Here is a 16,625-nt window from a genome sequence, read left to right on the forward strand (position 1 = left end):
ACTGCTGATGTATGATTAAAAAAAGAACCAAAAAGTATATGCTAATGGGATTTCAGGAAATAAAGCAATCACTTGCTGCAGGTCTAAATGCTTCCTTTGAGAGATTTGATTTTAGGGACTGTTTGGTTTATTGTATTGTTATGTGGTTCGCTCTGTTTAATGTCATGGGACAGCAAGCTATTGCACAGGAGCTGGATTCGCTGCAGGATATTGGCTGGCCAAGGCAAGTAGAAAAAGATGGGGCCACCTTGCTATACTACCAGCCCCAGGTAGATGGATGGGAAGACTACAAGGTTCTAAAAGCTAGGGTTGCCTTTTCACTGACCACTAGTGAGGGCAAGCAGGCCATGGGTGTGACATCCATCAAGGCACATACCCTCGTGGACATGGATACCCGAACTGCTTTTCTACAGGATATCATCTACGAAGGGGTGAGATTTCCGGCTGCAGATGTGAGTCAGTCCAAAAATCTGGAAAAATTGTTTATTACACTTGCCCCTACCGGCGGGGAAACTTTTGGTCTGGACAGGATCATGGCAGATCTACAGCATGGAAAACCCCAAATCAAAACGGTTGAATTAAATAACAATCCTCCCAAGATATTCTCCAGTGATGAACCTGCAATCCTATTACAGGTAGATGGGGAGCCTGTTTTGGCACCTATAGAAAAGACTGACCTGGAATTTGTGGTGAATACCAACTGGGATTTATTCTATGAGAAGTCCAAAAAGAGCTATTATCTGCTGGTAGATCAGGTTTGGCTTACTTCACCTAAATTAGAAGGGCCCTGGGTAACCACTGGAAAATTGCCAAACTCCATGAAGAAACTTCCTGAAGGGGAAAACTTTGACGAGGTGAAAAAAATGGTTCCGGCGCCTAAGCCTACAGTATCACCAAAAGTTTATTATTCCGATTCTCCTGCTGAGCTTATTTTATTTGAAGGTGAGCCTAAGTATGCGGCTATAGATGGGACAGAACTTTTATATGCTGTAAACACAGAGAACGATATTTTTGTAGATAAAGGAGGAAACCTGTTTTTTGTGTTGTTTTCAGGGAGATGGTTTAGTTCCGCCTCTTTGAATGGTCCATGGGTGTATGCTGGGATTGATCTGCCTACTGATTTTTCCAATATCCCGGCAGATTCCCCCAAAGCCAATGTACTGGTATCCGTACCGGGTACAGTGGAGGCTTCCGATGCGGTGATGCTTGCTCAGATACCTACTACAGCAATTGTGAATAAAAAGGAAGCAGAAGCCAAGGTTAGCGTAAGTTATGACGGTAATCCCGAATTCAGACCTATAGCAGGCACCTCCATGTTTTACGCATCCAATACCCAGCAAAAGGTCATCAAATTGGATGATGAATACTATTTATGTTATCAGGCGGTATGGTTTGATTCAGCCGACCCAAAAGGACCTTGGAAGACTTCAGAGAAAATACCTGATGAAATTTATTCCATACCTCCAAGTTCTCCTGTCTATAATGTGACTTACGTGACCCAGACTGCCCAGAGTGACAGCACGGTGCAAAGCAATGCAGGCGGTGGCTATTTTGGGATGTTTGTGATGGGTGCAGCAGTAGGGGCAACAATCGCTTATGGTACAGGTTATTATTATCCGCCTTATCTTTTTTGGGGGCCATATCCTTACCCTATCTATAGACCCTGGCCTATGACCTATGGCGTAGCAGCAGTGTATAACCCTTGGACTGGTGGCTATGCTATGGGAAGATCAGTGTATGGACCTTATGGTGCTGCTCATTCTGCTGCCTGGTATAATCCTGCTACCGGTCGATATGGGCGCTCGGCTAGCGTTCAGGGATGGTATGGGGGAAGAACTTCGGCAAGTACTTACAATCCCTGGACTGGAACTTACGCCCATACTAATCAGGGTCACAGCCCTTATGCTCAGTGGGGGAATTCGGTGGCTGCAAGAGGAAATCAATGGGTTCAAACTGGGCATGTAAGCACTCGCGGGGGAACAGCAGCAGGCTTTAGAACTTCCGGAGGAAGACAGGGAGTGATTGCCCATGGAACAAACGGTACAGTAATTCATACCGACAATGGGGTGTTTGCGGGGCACGACGGAAATATTTACAGAAGAAATGAGGGTGGTGGCTGGAGTCAGTATAACCATGGCAATTGGAGCGATAGAAGCCAATCTATTAGCTCCCCATCGCAACAGCATGTGATGTCAGGATTGGATAGGTCTCAGATGTCCAGACAGAGGGGACAGGTACAGACTCAGCGATTCAATTCATTTCAGAGAGCAGGTGGAGGATTCAGAAGAAGATAAAAACCTGTTATAAGGTGCTGAGGCTAATAATTGTCTTATTTCATGTAAAATTTAAATTTTGTACTGTGTTGAATTCCAATTTGATACTATGATGAAAACCTGTTATTTTTAAAGGATCAGTTGAAATTTGTAAGTACAGGGATTGAAAAATAAATTACCCCAAATGATTTATAAATAAGTTTAATTTTTGATCACAAACCAAAATGAAATCGAGCAGAAATAAATCATCTCACAGTGCGATGAATATTAAAGTGCAAGATTCCATATGACCTTTAAAAAACAAATTACAAGCGTATGAAAAATCTATCTAAACAAGTAATGATGGGAGCTATGATGATGCTCTTCTCTACTCTGGGATTTGCCCAGGTCAAAAGTGACTATGATAAGGAGGCTGACTTTACAGCTTATGAAACCTATTCCTTTCAAGGATGGCAAAAAGATTCGGACAAGCAACTGAATGAGTTTGACAAGAAGAGAATTCTGGATGCACTTAAAGCTGAATTTGATTCCCGGGGACTGTCTTTGGTGGAATCAGGAGCTGATGCTGAGGTAGCCCTTTACTTGGTATTGGACCAAAAAACCTCGACTACAGCTTATACTGACTTTATGGGAGGCATGGGCTACGGACCGCGTTGGGGCTGGGGAATGGGAGTAGGAGGCATGGGTATGGCTTCGGCTACCACCACCTACAATGAAGATGACTATACCGAAGGTACCTTGGTGGTAGATATGTATGATGAGTCTGGGAAGAAATTAATCTGGCAGGGAGTGCTTACATCGGTGGTACAGGAAAAGCCGGAAAAAAGAGAAAAAACTATCCCTAAGAAGATCAAAAAGCTAATGAAGGAATACCCAGTAGATCCTATGAAATAAAAGGGAGGGGCAGTAGGGTTTGGTTTAGCATACTTGCTGCCCTTTATCCTTTTTTTGCAATTAGATTCTGCACGGTATCATTTATTCAGATTTATATGAAGAGATTAATTTTTATCAATTTAATTCTTGTGCTCAGTCTGATGAGTAATAATTGTTTTGCCCAAGAGGAGGATGAGGCAGAAGACAATGAAGAGATGGAGGTAGAAGAATCAGAAGGCAGGCATAGTATAGCCTTTGTGCTGGGGCATGCGCGAATTGGACAGGGAAGGGATGCGGATGGGAACAGGCAGTTTACAGCGGTTCCTTCTTTTGCGCTGGATTATAATTATTGGATTTCAGAAAAGTTTGCACTGGGCTTGCACACAGATTTTTTGAATGAGAATTTCTTTATAGAAACAGAAGACGAAGGGCAGTTGATTGAGCGTGAACGTCCAATTGCACCGGCTATAATGGGAACTTACAAATCTGGAGATCATTGGAGCTTTGGATTGGGTTTCGGTCGGGAATTCGCCGAGGGTGAGGATTATTTTGTGACCCGCTTTGCCATAGAATATGGTGTAGAGATCCGGAATGGCTGGGAAGTATTGGGGTCTCTCACACAGGATTTTCGGGCAAATGCCTATAATGTCACTTCGATAGGTATAGGAATTGAAAAAAGGTTTGGGAAATAGTGCTTGTAGTGATCAGCATAGCATTATTTCTTTGCTGGGGTTTTTCTAAAAATCAGAACTTGTATTCTCACCTTAAAATTCAGACTTTTAACTATCCCCTGATCTCAAAATGAGCCTTGAACTCAACTTCTTCAATTTCATTTACCTTTTCTCCTGCAGTTTTGGCTACGTTTTAGGAATTGTTCTGTTGACGTTTGGCATTCGGAAAAAGTCACCAAATATCCTGATGGGCTTGAGTTTCCTGTTTTTATCCCATGGAATCTTGTTGGCCGGACTTATTGATTCGGGCTTGATAGTTCATTTTCCTTCCCTTTACCGCACAGGGAATTTAGCGGGCTTGATTTACGCATTTCTCCCCTTTCTCTACATTCAATATACCTTGTTTGATGCCAAGTTTAAACTTTGGCATCTCGTACATTTACTTCCGGCGATTATTTATTTTGTTGATTTTCTGCCGGTTTTTATGATGGATTTCGATAGTAAAACGCAGTTGATTCTATCTGAATATCAAGATCCCTACCTTCTGGTAAGCTTCACTCAAAGTCGTTTTTTTCCGGATAATTTCCATACGGAATTCAGGACTATCTTGGTTAATTTCTATTGGGTTCTCAGTGTTGGGTTAGTTTGGAGGTATAAATCCAAAAATCCGGTTTTAGGTGAAAAAAAGGATGTGTTACGCTGGATCCAAACCTACCTGATTCTGCAGTTGATTCTCTTTGTTCCTTTTTATCTCACTTTTCAAAGCTCAGACACTGATTTGGTATTTAAAGCAGTGCATTTTGGTGCCACTTTACTTGACTTATCCACAGCCTTGTTTCTACTTTACTTCCCTAGCATTCTATATGGGGCCGGCTATAAAGAGAAGGAAGCTCAGTCGAAGGATGCAGATTCAACAGAAAGCACAAGTACAGGCTCTGAACCCATAGAAGCCCTAAAAGCTGCAGAGATTGCTATGATTCTGGAGAAGAAATTAGCTGAAAAGGTGTTTTTAAAACAGGGTTATACGGTGTACGATCTGGCCAAAGACTCAGGGATTCCACATTATTTACTAAGCCAGTTTATTAACCAGAATTTGCGGGTTTCCTTTCCTGATTACATCAATAAAGCGAGAGTTATCCACAGCTGTGAGCTTCTTGAATTAGCCCATACTGAGAATTACACCTTAGAGGCAATCGGCAAACTATCCGGATTCAGTAACCGGAATTCCTTTTCGGCTGCTTTCAAGAAGGTAACTGGGAAATCCCCATCAGTCTATCTGAAAGAGAAAGTTACCCTAGAGAAATAGGCTTTAACTTCCGTTTTTATGCTCAAATAGCCCTGATTTTTGCAAGTTCCCGCACTGATGCCTAACAGGTGATTACTTCTGTTGTTTATCTTCGTTAGCTCAATTTATGGGGTAAGCTTAGATGTTTTGGATAAAGTTAACTGAAGGTTAAATTTTAGCTCTCATTAGATTTGATTGCCTTGTCTTTGTGTTTTGTAATTGCAATTTTTAAATTATAGCATCTTTTTATTTATATTAATTCTTCAAATATTCAGATTATGAGATATCGCTTCACAGGTAAGCTGCACCAATTAGGTTTTCTGCTTTTATCAGTTTCACTTATTCTTTCCTGCGAAACCCCTGATGGTACAAGCAGCAACACGGAGGTAGTTGAAGCAGTCGGCAATGAAGAATTAGTTTTGGCTTCATGGCAAGATGGAGCAAAGGACAAAATCATAAACTGGGTAGATGCTACTACCACAGAAGGCTCGCCGGATTTTATTCCAGTAGCTGACCGGATCGCTGTTTTTGATAACGATGGCACACTCTGGTCTGAGCAGCCTATGTATTTTCAATTGGCATTTGCTATTGATGAGGTTAAAAGAATGGCTCCCGAGCATCCGGAATGGAAGAATAACGCTTCTATTGCAGCTTTGCTGAATGGAGATATGCAGGGCTTTCTTTCAGGCGGGGAAAAGGCTCTCCTGCAAACTGTGGCCATCACACACACTGGGATGTCCACACAAGAGTTTGACTCTCATGTGAAAAACTGGATAAAAACTGCCACCCATCCCAAAACAGGTAAGCACTATAACGAAATGATTTTTCAGCCTATGTTAGAACTCTTAGATTTTTTAAGGGCGAATGAGTTCAAAACGTTTATTGTTTCCGGTGGAGGTATAGACTTCATGAGGGCATGGGCAGAAGAAGCCTATGGAATTCCTCCATATCAGGTAGTGGGGTCTATGATGGGATTAACTTATGTGGATTCTACAGCTAGCCCAGAGCTCAGAAAGACTCCCGAGCTGTTTTTCAATGATGATAAAGCCGGAAAGCCTGTGGGTATTGCCCGTGCTATAGGCAAGCGTCCTGTTTTTGCAGCGGGGAATAGCGATGGAGACTATCAAATGCTGCAATATACTTCTACAGGCGATGGTGCCCGCTTCGGAATGTATATCCATCATACCGATTCGGTGAGGGAAGTGGCTTACGATAGAGAATCCCATATCGGTCAGCTAAACAAAGGCTTGGATGATGCTGCTAAATACAATTGGATGATTGTGGATATGGCAAAGGATTGGAAGGTTATCTATCCCTATGAAATGAAATAAGCCATCAGTAGCAAACTTTATTTTAAAACTATAATCACTTTTAACTTATAACTATGAAACACAAATTCTCAATTTTAAAATCAGCCATTTTGGCCCTGTTATTTTTGCCGCTTTTGGCAGGTGCGCAGGATAAGCCAAATATCGTTGTCATCTGGGGCGATGATATCGGCTATTGGAACGTGGGTGCTTATACTCACGGAATGATGGGGAGAACCCCGAATATTGATGTTATTGCCAAAGACGGTATGCTTTTCACTGACCATTACGGACAGCCTAGCTGTACTGCAGGTCGAGCAGCATTTATCATGGGACAGTTGCCGGTAAGAACTGGGATGACTACAATCGGTATTCCTGGTTCAACACAAGGAATTCAGGCAGTGGATCCTACTTTAGCACAAGTACTGAAAACTCAAGGTTATGCTACTGCCCAGTTTGGTAAAAATCACTTAGGAGATAGAAATGAGTTCCTTCCCACCATGCACGGTTTCGATGAGTGGTTTGGCAACCTCTACCACCTGAATGCGGAAGAGGAGCCGGAAGAACTGGATTATCCAGGTCAGAAAAACCCAGCTTACAAAGAGAAATTCGGTCCGCGCGGAGTTCTGCATACCTGGGCTACTGATACTGATGATCCTACAGTAGATCCTAAGTTTGGTAAAGTAGGTAAGCAGAGAATCGAGGATACGGGGCCACTTACGCGTAAGCGTATGGAGACGATCGATGCCGAAGTCACCGCAGAGACTTTGAAATACCTAGATCGAATAGAAAAAGAAGATGATGATAAGCCATTCTTCCTGTGGTATAACACTACTGCTACCCATATCTGGTCTCATAGCACCAACAAGTACATACAGGCAGCAGTGGACGAAGGCCGTGCAGAAGAAGATGTGGTTCGTGCTAAGATGATTGAGCATGATGAGTTGATTGGTAAGGTTCTTCAGAAGATAAAAGACATGGGTGAAGAAGATAACACCATCGTGATCTATTCTACTGATAATGGAAATGAATTGATGTACTGGCCTGATGGCGGGTATGCTCCCTTCCGCGGTGAAAAAGGAACTACCTGGGAAGGTGGTCTAAGAGTGCCTATGCTAGTGAAATGGCCAAGTAAAATCCCTGCTGGTACTTACTCAAATGGCATCCAAAGCCATGAGGATCTTTTCGTAACTCTTGCCGCTGCTGCAGGACTACCTAATATCAAAGAGGAGTTGTTGACTGGTAAAAATATTGGAGGCACAAACTTTAAAACTCATTTGGATGGGTATAATAACCTTGACCTTTGGACAGGAAAAACAGATAAATCAGCTCGTAGAGAATTGTTCTATTACGATGAATCTGATTTGATGGCTATTCGAGTTGATGCATGGAAAATGCACATAGGAGTGAAGCATGGTGGTAACTGGTTTGATGAGAAATCTTATCCAAGTGTTCCTTACATCGTAAACCTGTTAATGGATCCAATGGAAAAAATGACTCCTGATTCAGAAGAATGGGGGTATGCAGGCAGAAAATTCGTAGCTCAAAAACTTTGGGCGCCAACTGCAGCTGTTCCATTCATTCAAGCACATTTAAAATCACTTCTTGATTACCCACCAAGTCAAGGTGGTGAGTCCTTGAATATGAAGGCCTCTATCGAGAGAGCAATGAAAGCCATGGAGCAGCCAACTGGTGGAGTCCACTAAGTTGAGTTTCAATTAGGTGATTTAAGTAATTAATAAGCTTTTAAAAAGGCAGGCATTTTTCAATAGATGACCTGCCTTTTTTATTGACTTTCCAGATAGAAGAATGAGATGATCTTTTCTTAAAGTATGGTTTGACACTGAAATTTTGATTTGAAAACTAGTTTTACTTCTATATGTTGGAATATTTAAAGAATAAAGTTTAACTTTTGAGTACGCTTTTATAGGAATGGAAACATGTAAAATATATTTAACCTAAGAATCACTTTTAAATTCATAATCTATGAAACACAAATTCTCAATTTTCAAATCAGCTATCCTGATGCTGTTCTGTTTGCCTATGATGGCGCAGGCACAGGATAAACCCAATATCCTCGTGATTTGGGGGGATGACATTGGCTGGTCCAATGTCAGTTATATGAATAATGGTATGATGGGGTACAAAACCCCCAATATCGACCGTATTGCAAAAGAAGGAGCCATGTTTACTGATTGGTATGCACAACAGTCCTGTACAGCAGGTCGAGCTGCTTTTATCCTAGGTCAGCACCCATTTAGAACTGGTCTTTTGACCATCGGTATGCCAGGATCTGAGCAGGGCATTCAGGATAATCAGCCTACTATCGCTGAGCTTTTAAAGCCTCATGGATATGCGACTGGACAGTTTGGTAAAAATCACCTGGGAGATCAGGATAAGCATTTGCCTACTGCTCATGGATTTGACGAGTTTTTCGGGAATCTCTATCACTTAAATGCTGAAGAAGAACCAGAAGGCTATTATTATCCAAAAAATCCGGAGTTCCGCGAGAAGTATGGTCCTCGTGGTGTGATTCATAGTACAGCTGATGGCAATATTCAAGATACGGGACCCCTTACCAGTACACGGATGGAGACTGTAGATGAGGAGTTTGAGGATGCTGCTATTGCATTTATTGAAAAAGCTCATGCGGATGGGAAACCTTTCTTTGTTTGGTTAAATGCTACACGTATGCACATATGGACACACCTGAAAGAGGAAAGCCAAGGTGCTACTGGAATCAGTATCTATGCAGATGGTATGGTAGAGCACGACAAAGCGGTGGGTAGAATACTTGATAAGCTAGATGAGCTCGGTATTGCTGACAACACGATTGTCATGTGGTCAACAGATAATGGTGCTGAGAAAATCACTTGGCCTGATGGTGGTACCACTCCTTTCAAAGGGGAAAAAGGTACTACTTGGGAAGGTGGCTTCCGTGTTCCTACAGCAATCAGATGGCCTGGTGTGATCAAGCCTGGTACGGTTTACAATGATATCTTCTCTCATGAGGATATGATGCCTACTTTACTTGCCGCTGCGGGTGAGCCTAATATAAAAGAAAAAGTGCTCAACGGACATCAAGCTGCAGGCAAAACTTTCAAAGCTCACCTAGATGGCTACAACTTGCTGCCATACTTCAAAGGTGAAACACAAGAGGCTCCAAGAAAAGAGATTTTCTATTTCGATCAGGGAGGTAATTTGAATGCGATCAGGTATCAAGACTGGAAGTTGCACTTTACCATTACCGAAGGAAATATCAGTACTGCTTATAGAAAGCAACCATCATGGCCATTGGTGATTAACTTGAGAGCAGATCCCTATGAGGTTTCTCCAGAATCTGGAATGTATATAAAGTGGTATGCTGAGAATATGTGGTTGTTTGTGCCTGCTCAGGAACAAGCAGCTAAATTCCTATCTACTTTCAAAGAGTTTCCTCCTGTGAGTGGTTCCTCTCTTTCTATGGATGAAGTGATCAAACAGATGCTTACTCCAGCGAGAAATTAATTGAATTTTCTTGAAGGTTATCCGGTCTAGGCTGGATAACCTTTTTTATTACCTATCAATTTAATTTTTAAATCTATTCTTTATGACTCCGCAAGAAGCTATTCAGAAACTTAAAGCCAGAATGTCGGCATCCATTATCGGCCAGGATGAATTGGTCGAACGATTGATTTTGGTACTCCTTGCCGATGGGAATATGCTCCTGGAAGGTTTGCCGGGACTGGCAAAAACCCGGGCCATAAAATCATTGGCAAAAGAGCTTGACTGTGGACTGAGTAGAATCCAGTTTACGCCGGATCTTTTACCCTCTGATGTCACGGGCACTGAAATTTACCAGCCTGAATTGGAGGAGAAATTTGTATTCCAACAAGGCCCTATTTTCAGCAATCTGATTTTGGCAGATGAAATCAACAGAGCTCCTGCTAAAGTTCAGTCAGCTTTGCTGGAAGCCATGGAAGAGCGGCAAGTCTCAGTAGCTGGCAAAACCTATAAAATGGATCCTCTTTTTATGGTCATGGCTACGCAAAATCCTGTAGAGCAAGAAGGGACTTATCCACTTCCGGAAGCACAGATGGATAGATTTCTAATGCATGTGGTGATTAGCTATCCTGATGATGCTTCTGAGCTTGCCATTTTGAGATTGAATAGAAATGAACAGTCAGCTGGTGGGCAGGTGGAAGCTAAGGAGAAATTATCTCCAGACGCCATTTTCTCTGCGAGAAAGGAAATAGCTCAGGTCAAAATCGCTGAGAATATGGAGAAATACATAGTGGATATTATTTCCGCTACCCGTTTCCCGGAGAAATACTCCAAGGAATTGGATAGTTGGATAGACTTTGGTGCCAGCCCAAGAGGAAGTATAGCCTTGGATAGAGCCTCCAGAGCTCATGCCTGGATGAATGGAAATGAGTTTGTCACTCCTGATAACATCCGGGCAGTGGTGCATGATTGCCTGAGACATCGATTGATCCTCAGCTATGAAGCAAATGCCGATGGAATTACAGCAGACCAAGTGCTTGACGAAGTACTTAAAGCTGTCGCTGTGGTCGGGTAAATTCAATTTTGATTAATCGGGTTCTTTCCCGTCTCCCGTCTTCGGTCTTCCGTCAAGATTTCCACAAAGCCTAACTAATAATAACACAGCTTAAGGTTATGTCCTCATCAAACTCCTTTCCTAAAGACATATTCACCTCACTCAAAGAGTTGCTGGGAATGGAGCGTCATTCTCAATTTTTTTCCATGATCGCCCGAAAGCAAAAGGTCAAAAGCATTTTGGGCGGTAGGCATGAGTCCAAACTGAGAGGAAGAGGGCTCGATTTTGAGGAAGTAAGGCAATATGTGAAAGGGGATGATATCCGGAATATCGACTGGAAAGTCACCGCGAGAACGAAGCAAACACACACCCGGGTTTTCTCCGAAGAAAAAGAAAAGCCAGCATTGATCGTAGTAGATCAGTCCAAATCCATGTTTTTTGGTTCTCAGGTTCGTACCAAGGCAGTTGTAGCGGCAGAACTTGCCGCCATTGCAGCATTCCGGGTGCTCAAACAAGGCGATCGGGTTGGTGGAGTTGTCTTTGCAGACAATGGAATCGACATCGTTCAACCCAAGCGGGATAGAAGAAATATCCTTCGATTTTTGGAAAAGGTGGTCAGCAGAAACCATGAACTGGCAGAATCCACTCCGAACAATTTTGAAGATACCCTCAAAGAAGTAAGTAAGAAAATAAGAAACATCGTTACCCATGATTATCTGGTGATTGTGATTTCAGATTTTCATCGCTATTCCGAGCCGGTAACCCGTTTTATTAGCCAGATCGCCCAGCACAATGATGTGATCATGGTGAAGGTTTTTGATCCGTTGGAGCGGGATATTCCAAATACTAAGTTTGTGGCGGGAGATCAGGAAACCCAGGTGACCGTCGATGGCAAAAGCAAGAAACTCCGAGAGACCTTCCAATCGGGTTTTGATCAGGACTTTCAGAGTTTTGAGGAACAGATGAAAAAGCATAGAGTACCGCTTTTTTCACTGGACACAATTACTCCGGTGGAAGAACAGCTGAAGGAAGTTTTTAAAAGAAGTAAAAAATGATTCTTTTTCAGGCCGATACTATCCCTGCAAACACTGCAAATCCTGCTAATTTGGATTTGGGGCAAATCTATGAGCCGCCACCGGTTTCATTTACTTTTGAGACGGTGGGTTGGGCTATCCTGGGTGGTTTGCTGATGATGGGAGTTTTGGTCATTCTATTTTTTGCGATTAGAAAGTATTTGCGTAACCGCTACAGAAGAGAGGCTTTGGAAGCCTTGGCAAAATTGGAAACAGATCAAAATTCCTTTCCGCAGGTGTTGGTAATACTCAAGCGTGTGGCCATGCAGGTTTTTGGTAGAGAAAAAGTGGGGACATTATACGGTTCTTCCTGGCTTAGTTTTTTGGATAAAACTGGCAAACAAGTGGCTTTACTGAAATATGAAAAGCAAATAGAAGCGCTTATCTATCAGGACAAAATCCCCGATGATGCTGCGCGAAGAGAAATACTAGTTCAGGCTCAAAAATGGATAAAAACTCATGCCGGCTAATTTTGAAATAGCATATCTCTGGGTTTTTCTCCTTTTACCACTTCCATTTGTGGTGTATTGGATTTTGCCGTCTCTTCGGATACGCTCTGCTTCGCTTCGGCTACCTACTTATGAAAAGGCGTTGGGTTATACCGGCGAGAAACCCAGGAAATCTGCCTTTGTCAGAAGAAGAGGTGCTTTTACCTGGATCGTATTAATGCTGGTTTGGGTGTTGGTGTTGGGAGCATTATCCTCCCCTCAACTGGTGGGCGAACCTGAGATGAAAGTAAAGACCTCCCGTAATTTTCTGATTGCCGCAGATATTTCCTTCAGCATGGCCGAAAGAGACTGGGGAATCGATGGAGAGAAAGTTCGTCGCTGGGATGCTGTAAAAGCTTTGATGCACGACTTTATCCAAAAGCGGGAAGGTGATCGCATGGGCCTGATATTCTTCGGAAGTAGCGCCTACATTCAGGCTCCTTTTACCCCGGATTTACAGACTGTAAACCAGCTCCTGGAGGAAGCAGATGTGGGTATGGCCGGGCAAATGACCCATATCGGAAAGGCTATTACTAAAGGAGTAGAGCTTTTTGACAAGGATACCATAGAGACCAAGGTGATGCTCTTGCTGACCGATGGAGTGGATGCAGGGACGGAAATACTTCCACTGGACGCTGCGGATTTGGCTAAGAACGATTCCATTTTGATCTATACCATCGGTATTGGTGACCCTTCTGGTGTAGGAGTGGATTTGGATGAGCAGACCTTGCAGGAGATAGCAGAGATGACAGGAGGGCAATATTTTCAGGCAAAAGATGAACAAAGACTCCAGGAAATCTATGCTGAGGTGGATAAGCTGGAGCCTATAGAATATGAGGAAGAAGAAAACCGTCCTACCACCTTGCTGTATTATTATCCCTTGGGGGCGGCATTGGGGCTGTTGCTATTATTGATGTTCTTCCAAAGTTTGTTCCAGTTGATTCGCAATTCAAGGGATGGCAGAAAGGAGGCTTCATATGGCTGATCTTTTCCCGATAGATTGGAGTGAATTTCACTTCCTACGCCCAATATTTTTATGGGCATTTTTGCCTTTGTTATTGACTTTGCTGATTAGTTTGTTGAGCATTCGTCAGGAAGTGACCTGGAAGGGAATGATTGCTCCGCATCTTCGACCATTTGTCATCCAAAAAGGGAATGAACGGATGAAGGTTTGGATGCAGCTTATCGGGTTTGTGGCGATGAGCTTAGGCATTTTGGGGATTTCCGGCCCTACTTGGAAAAAAGTGGAAGTCCCGGGACAAAAGCTGGAGACGCCACTGGTCGTGTTGCTGGATCTGTCCCAAAGCATGCTGGCTACAGATCTTCAGCCTACCCGATTGGAGCGGGCTAAATTCAAGATTTCCGATCTGATCAAAGAAAACCCACAAGCTAGAATGGCCTTGATTGGCTTTGCCGGAACGGCGCATACTATTGTTCCGCTGACTAAGGATTATGATATTATTCTCTCTCATATTGATGGACTCCGTCCGGATGTGATGCCTTATCCAGGTTCAAATCTGGAGGATGCGCTGACGCTAGCCGACACGCTTATGTCTGTGACGGATGCGCCGGGTACAGTATTGATTTTGTCAGATGATATAGAAGATCCCGAGTTTGAATTGATCCGGAATTTTGTTCAAAACTCTGATAACAGCGTTCAGCTTTTGGCGATCAATACAGCAGGGGGAGCTGAGGTTCCAAATCTTTCTGGTCGGGGGACAATCAAGGATGAGGATGGAAATGTGATTGTATCTGCATTGAATGAGAATGTGCTGGCTCAACTGAATTCATTGGAGCAGGTCACGGTGAATCGACTCACACTGGATAATAGTGATGTGGAGCTGATCAGTAATGCAGTGAAAAAGAATCTGATTTTCACTGAAAAGCCGGAGGAAAAAGACGATGACTGGCGGGATGCAGGCTTTTTGCTAGTCATACCCATGGCTCTTTTGTTGTTGCTTTGGTTCCGAAAAGGCTGGGTGCTTTATGGCTTGCTTTTGATGGTTTTCACTTCCTGCTCAGGTGATAAAACATTCGAAGATCTTTGGTACACCAAGGATTACCAAGGACAAAGATTGAGTGATCAGGGTGATTTTGCGGCAGCAGCGGAGGAGTTTGAAGATCCTCTTCGCAAAGGTGTAGCCTACTTCAAGGCTGGTGATTATGAAGCCGCTATTCAGGAATTTCAAGCCGATACCTCTGCTTATGGCGCATATAATCTTGGACTGGCTTATTATCAAAATGGAGACTATGATGCTGCACAGGGTGCCTTTGCGGAAGCAGAGGAACTGGATCCATCCATGGATCAGGCCTCAGCCAATAAGCAAAAGATGGGAGAGCTTTCCGGAGGTGAGAAGGAAGTAAATCCAGAAGATGCTCAGGAAGCGGATCCAGATCAACAGGCAGACACCCAGCAAAACCAAAGTCCTGAAGATCTCAGTGGAGGTGGACAGGAAGCCACTAAAGAAGATATGGAGAAAGAGCGGCTATCCGAGACAGTGAATACAGATGTACGGAAAGGCAAGGAGCTGGATGAGGTGCCGGAAGATATAGAGGCGAATATGCAACAGCAAAACAGCAAGGTGCTGATGCGGAAAGTAGATGATGATCCTTCATTATTCCTAAAAAGGAAATTTGAATATCAGGTAAAAAAGGATAGTCTAAAACCAAAGTCTAATGCGCGGAATTGGTAAGATTTGGATAGGTATATTTTTTCTGCTGGCTTTCTCTTCGCTGAGAGTTCAGGCGCAAAGTCTATGGGCAGATGTGAGTGTGAACCATAACAGCACTTATTTGGGCCAGCCTGTGGAGGTTACCATTTCCGTTTACACTTCCACTTGGTTTACAACTGGTTTGGATCTTGGGAATATCAAGGTAGAAGGCGCATTTACGGTGTATTTCAGGCCGGTGACTACTTCATTTAGTAAGGATGGGAAGACTTTCGCCGGGGTCAAGCAGATTTACCATGTATTTCCCTATACGGACAAGGATATTACTTTTCCGGAATTGGATATAGAGGTAGAGTCACCGGCTCCAGGAGATTATAAAGGCAAAAAACATACAGTCAAAACGAAGCCGAAAGGAATAAAAGTTAAGCCTATTCCATCCAAGTTTTCGGATAGTGAGTGGCTCGTAGCAAATGGGCTGAGTGTGACGGAGCGTTGGTCTGGCGATAAAAATAGTATAAAAGTAGGTGATGTACTGGTAAGAACTATTTCCAGAAATGCTGCCGGTACAATTTCCGAGTTACTTCCCCCAATTGTCTGGGACAGTGTGGCGCATGTGAGTTTTTATCCATCCCGATCCGAGGTGACCAATAACAAAACGAAGACTGCCATTTCGGCTACACGCACGGAGCTTATGCGCTATTTGTTTGAAGAAGAAGGAGAAGTGACTTTACCCGAAATGGTCTTTACCTGGTATAATCCTTACAGAAATCAACTTTACAAGCGTACGCTGAAGGAAGTAAAAATTCAAGTACAACCTAATCCAGATCTTGGAGTTTTGGCAAGTGTGCGGGACTCCTTGGCATTGCAGCAAGAAGAGCTGGCTGTGGAGGAAGCCACAGAGGATCAACCTTTGATGATTTTAGGAATGTCACCGGAGAAGTTTGCGGTTGTTTTGGTAGTAGCGATTTTATTGCTGATAATTTTAGTCAAGCTTCTCCGTAGAAGTATTCATGCGTTCCAACAAAGAAGACAAGCTTATTTGATCTCAGAGGAATTCCATTTTAATGAATTCAAAAAAGCCTCTAGAAGTAATTCTCAGCATACGATAGCCGCCAAGCTATATCGCTGGCTGGACGCCTTGGAATTAGATGAGCCAAATGCAGCATTTTTTGCGAAGTGCTATGGAAGTGATGCTTTGCAAAGCCAGGTGTCCACTATGGAAGCGAGATGGAGTAGCGGAAAGCAGTTTGAAAATATGAATCTAAGCGAATGGGCTTCTGCAAGGGAAAAATACCTACACCGTGGAGTGAAGGTAGATTCTGGATGGATTAATCCTTAGTTTTCAGTGAGCAGGGAGCAGTCTCAGTTTTCAGTATTGGGAATGCCTCTTATGCTTTTTTGGTTCGGGCTGAAGCCCAACTCTATAAGATGAGTAAAGACTAAGACTTT

13 protein-coding genes are annotated in these 16,625 nt (G+C 43.1%); all 13 read left to right on the top strand.

Annotated features, from left to right (window positions below):
• Window positions 1-11 precede the first annotated feature (11 nt).
• The 13 genes from BM386_RS14490 (at window position 12) to BM386_RS14550 (ending at window position 16,515) form a co-directional block, all read left to right on the top strand.
• Complete coding sequence (locus BM386_RS14490; RefSeq protein ID WP_091695617.1) at window positions 12-2,294, top strand: hypothetical protein; 2,283 nt, start codon at window positions 12-14, stop codon at window positions 2,292-2,294.
• Between the two features lie 294 nt (window positions 2,295-2,588).
• Entirely contained in the window at window positions 2,589-3,167 is a 579-nt protein-coding gene (locus tag BM386_RS14495) for a DUF4136 domain-containing protein (RefSeq protein ID WP_091695619.1), read from the top strand.
• A gap of 95 nt (window positions 3,168-3,262) precedes the next feature.
• Window positions 3,263-3,838 carry a hypothetical protein gene (locus BM386_RS14500; protein ID WP_139235929.1) on the top strand — a complete coding sequence of 192 codons (576 nt, stop codon included), beginning with the start codon at window positions 3,263-3,265 and terminating at the stop codon, window positions 3,836-3,838.
• A gap of 109 nt (window positions 3,839-3,947) precedes the next feature.
• On the top strand, window positions 3,948-5,123 hold the full coding sequence (locus BM386_RS14505; RefSeq protein WP_091695622.1) for a helix-turn-helix domain-containing protein: 1,176 nt from the start codon (window positions 3,948-3,950) through the stop codon (window positions 5,121-5,123).
• A 257-nt stretch (window positions 5,124-5,380) separates the two neighbouring features.
• Window positions 5,381-6,433, top strand: coding sequence for an HAD family hydrolase (locus BM386_RS14510; RefSeq protein ID WP_091695623.1), 1,053 nt, complete (start codon window positions 5,381-5,383; stop codon window positions 6,431-6,433).
• Window positions 6,434-6,486: 53 nt separating this feature from the next.
• On the top strand, window positions 6,487-8,115 hold the full coding sequence (locus BM386_RS14515) for an arylsulfatase (protein ID WP_091695625.1): 1,629 nt from the start codon (window positions 6,487-6,489) through the stop codon (window positions 8,113-8,115).
• A gap of 280 nt (window positions 8,116-8,395) precedes the next feature.
• Window positions 8,396-9,916, top strand: a complete 1,521-nt coding sequence (locus BM386_RS14520) for an arylsulfatase (protein WP_091695627.1) — start codon at window positions 8,396-8,398, stop codon at window positions 9,914-9,916.
• 82 nt (window positions 9,917-9,998) lie between these two features.
• Window positions 9,999-10,967: an AAA family ATPase gene (locus BM386_RS14525; RefSeq protein ID WP_091695628.1), complete on the top strand. Its 969-nt coding sequence runs from the start codon at window positions 9,999-10,001 to the stop codon at window positions 10,965-10,967.
• Between the two features lie 98 nt (window positions 10,968-11,065).
• Window positions 11,066-12,001 (top strand): DUF58 domain-containing protein, encoded by a 936-nt coding sequence (locus BM386_RS14530; protein ID WP_091695630.1) that lies wholly within the window; start codon window positions 11,066-11,068, stop codon window positions 11,999-12,001.
• A complete protein-coding gene (locus BM386_RS14535) occupies window positions 11,998-12,489 on the top strand; it encodes a DUF4381 domain-containing protein (RefSeq protein ID WP_091695631.1) in 492 nt (163 codons plus the stop codon). Before BM386_RS14530 ends, BM386_RS14535 begins: the two co-directional genes overlap by 4 nt.
• Window positions 12,479-13,492 (top strand): VWA domain-containing protein, encoded by a 1,014-nt coding sequence (locus tag BM386_RS14540; protein WP_091695633.1) that lies wholly within the window; start codon window positions 12,479-12,481, stop codon window positions 13,490-13,492. The genes BM386_RS14535 and BM386_RS14540 overlap by 11 nt, the downstream gene beginning before the upstream one ends.
• On the top strand, window positions 13,464-15,200 hold the full coding sequence (locus BM386_RS14545; RefSeq protein ID WP_244545536.1) for a VWA domain-containing protein: 1,737 nt from the start codon (window positions 13,464-13,466) through the stop codon (window positions 15,198-15,200). The genes BM386_RS14540 and BM386_RS14545 overlap by 29 nt, the downstream gene beginning before the upstream one ends.
• Window positions 15,184-16,515, top strand: a complete 1,332-nt coding sequence (locus BM386_RS14550; RefSeq protein WP_091695636.1) for a BatD family protein — start codon at window positions 15,184-15,186, stop codon at window positions 16,513-16,515. Before BM386_RS14545 ends, BM386_RS14550 begins: the two co-directional genes overlap by 17 nt.
• Window positions 16,516-16,625 lie beyond the last annotated feature (110 nt).

Source organism: Algoriphagus locisalis, assembly GCF_900116615.1.
Taxonomy (GTDB): domain Bacteria; phylum Bacteroidota; class Bacteroidia; order Cytophagales; family Cyclobacteriaceae; genus Algoriphagus; species Algoriphagus locisalis.

Bases quoted from the DNA above. Each gene is read 5' to 3' on its own strand.
- BM386_RS14525 (WP_091695628.1), top strand. From the start codon at position 9,999: ATGACTCCGCAAGAAGCTATTCAGAAACTTAAAGCCAGAATGTCGGCA.
- BM386_RS14520 (WP_091695627.1), top strand. From the start codon at position 8,396: ATGAAACACAAATTCTCAATTTTCAAATCAGCTATCCTGATGCTGTTC.
- BM386_RS14540 (WP_091695633.1), top strand. From the start codon at position 12,479: ATGCCGGCTAATTTTGAAATAGCATATCTCTGGGTTTTTCTCCTTTTA.
- BM386_RS14495 (WP_091695619.1), top strand. From the start codon at position 2,589: ATGAAAAATCTATCTAAACAAGTAATGATGGGAGCTATGATGATGCTC.
- BM386_RS14505 (WP_091695622.1), top strand. From the start codon at position 3,948: ATGAGCCTTGAACTCAACTTCTTCAATTTCATTTACCTTTTCTCCTGC.
- BM386_RS14535 (WP_091695631.1), top strand. From the start codon at position 11,998: ATGATTCTTTTTCAGGCCGATACTATCCCTGCAAACACTGCAAATCCT.
- BM386_RS14550 (WP_091695636.1), top strand. From the start codon at position 15,184: ATGCGCGGAATTGGTAAGATTTGGATAGGTATATTTTTTCTGCTGGCT.
- BM386_RS14530 (WP_091695630.1), top strand. From the start codon at position 11,066: ATGTCCTCATCAAACTCCTTTCCTAAAGACATATTCACCTCACTCAAA.
- BM386_RS14515 (WP_091695625.1), top strand. From the start codon at position 6,487: ATGAAACACAAATTCTCAATTTTAAAATCAGCCATTTTGGCCCTGTTA.
- BM386_RS14490 (WP_091695617.1), top strand. From the start codon at position 12: ATGATTAAAAAAAGAACCAAAAAGTATATGCTAATGGGATTTCAGGAA.
- BM386_RS14500 (WP_139235929.1), top strand. From the start codon at position 3,263: ATGAAGAGATTAATTTTTATCAATTTAATTCTTGTGCTCAGTCTGATG.
- BM386_RS14545 (WP_244545536.1), top strand. From the start codon at position 13,464: ATGGCAGAAAGGAGGCTTCATATGGCTGATCTTTTCCCGATAGATTGG.
- BM386_RS14510 (WP_091695623.1), top strand. From the start codon at position 5,381: ATGAGATATCGCTTCACAGGTAAGCTGCACCAATTAGGTTTTCTGCTT.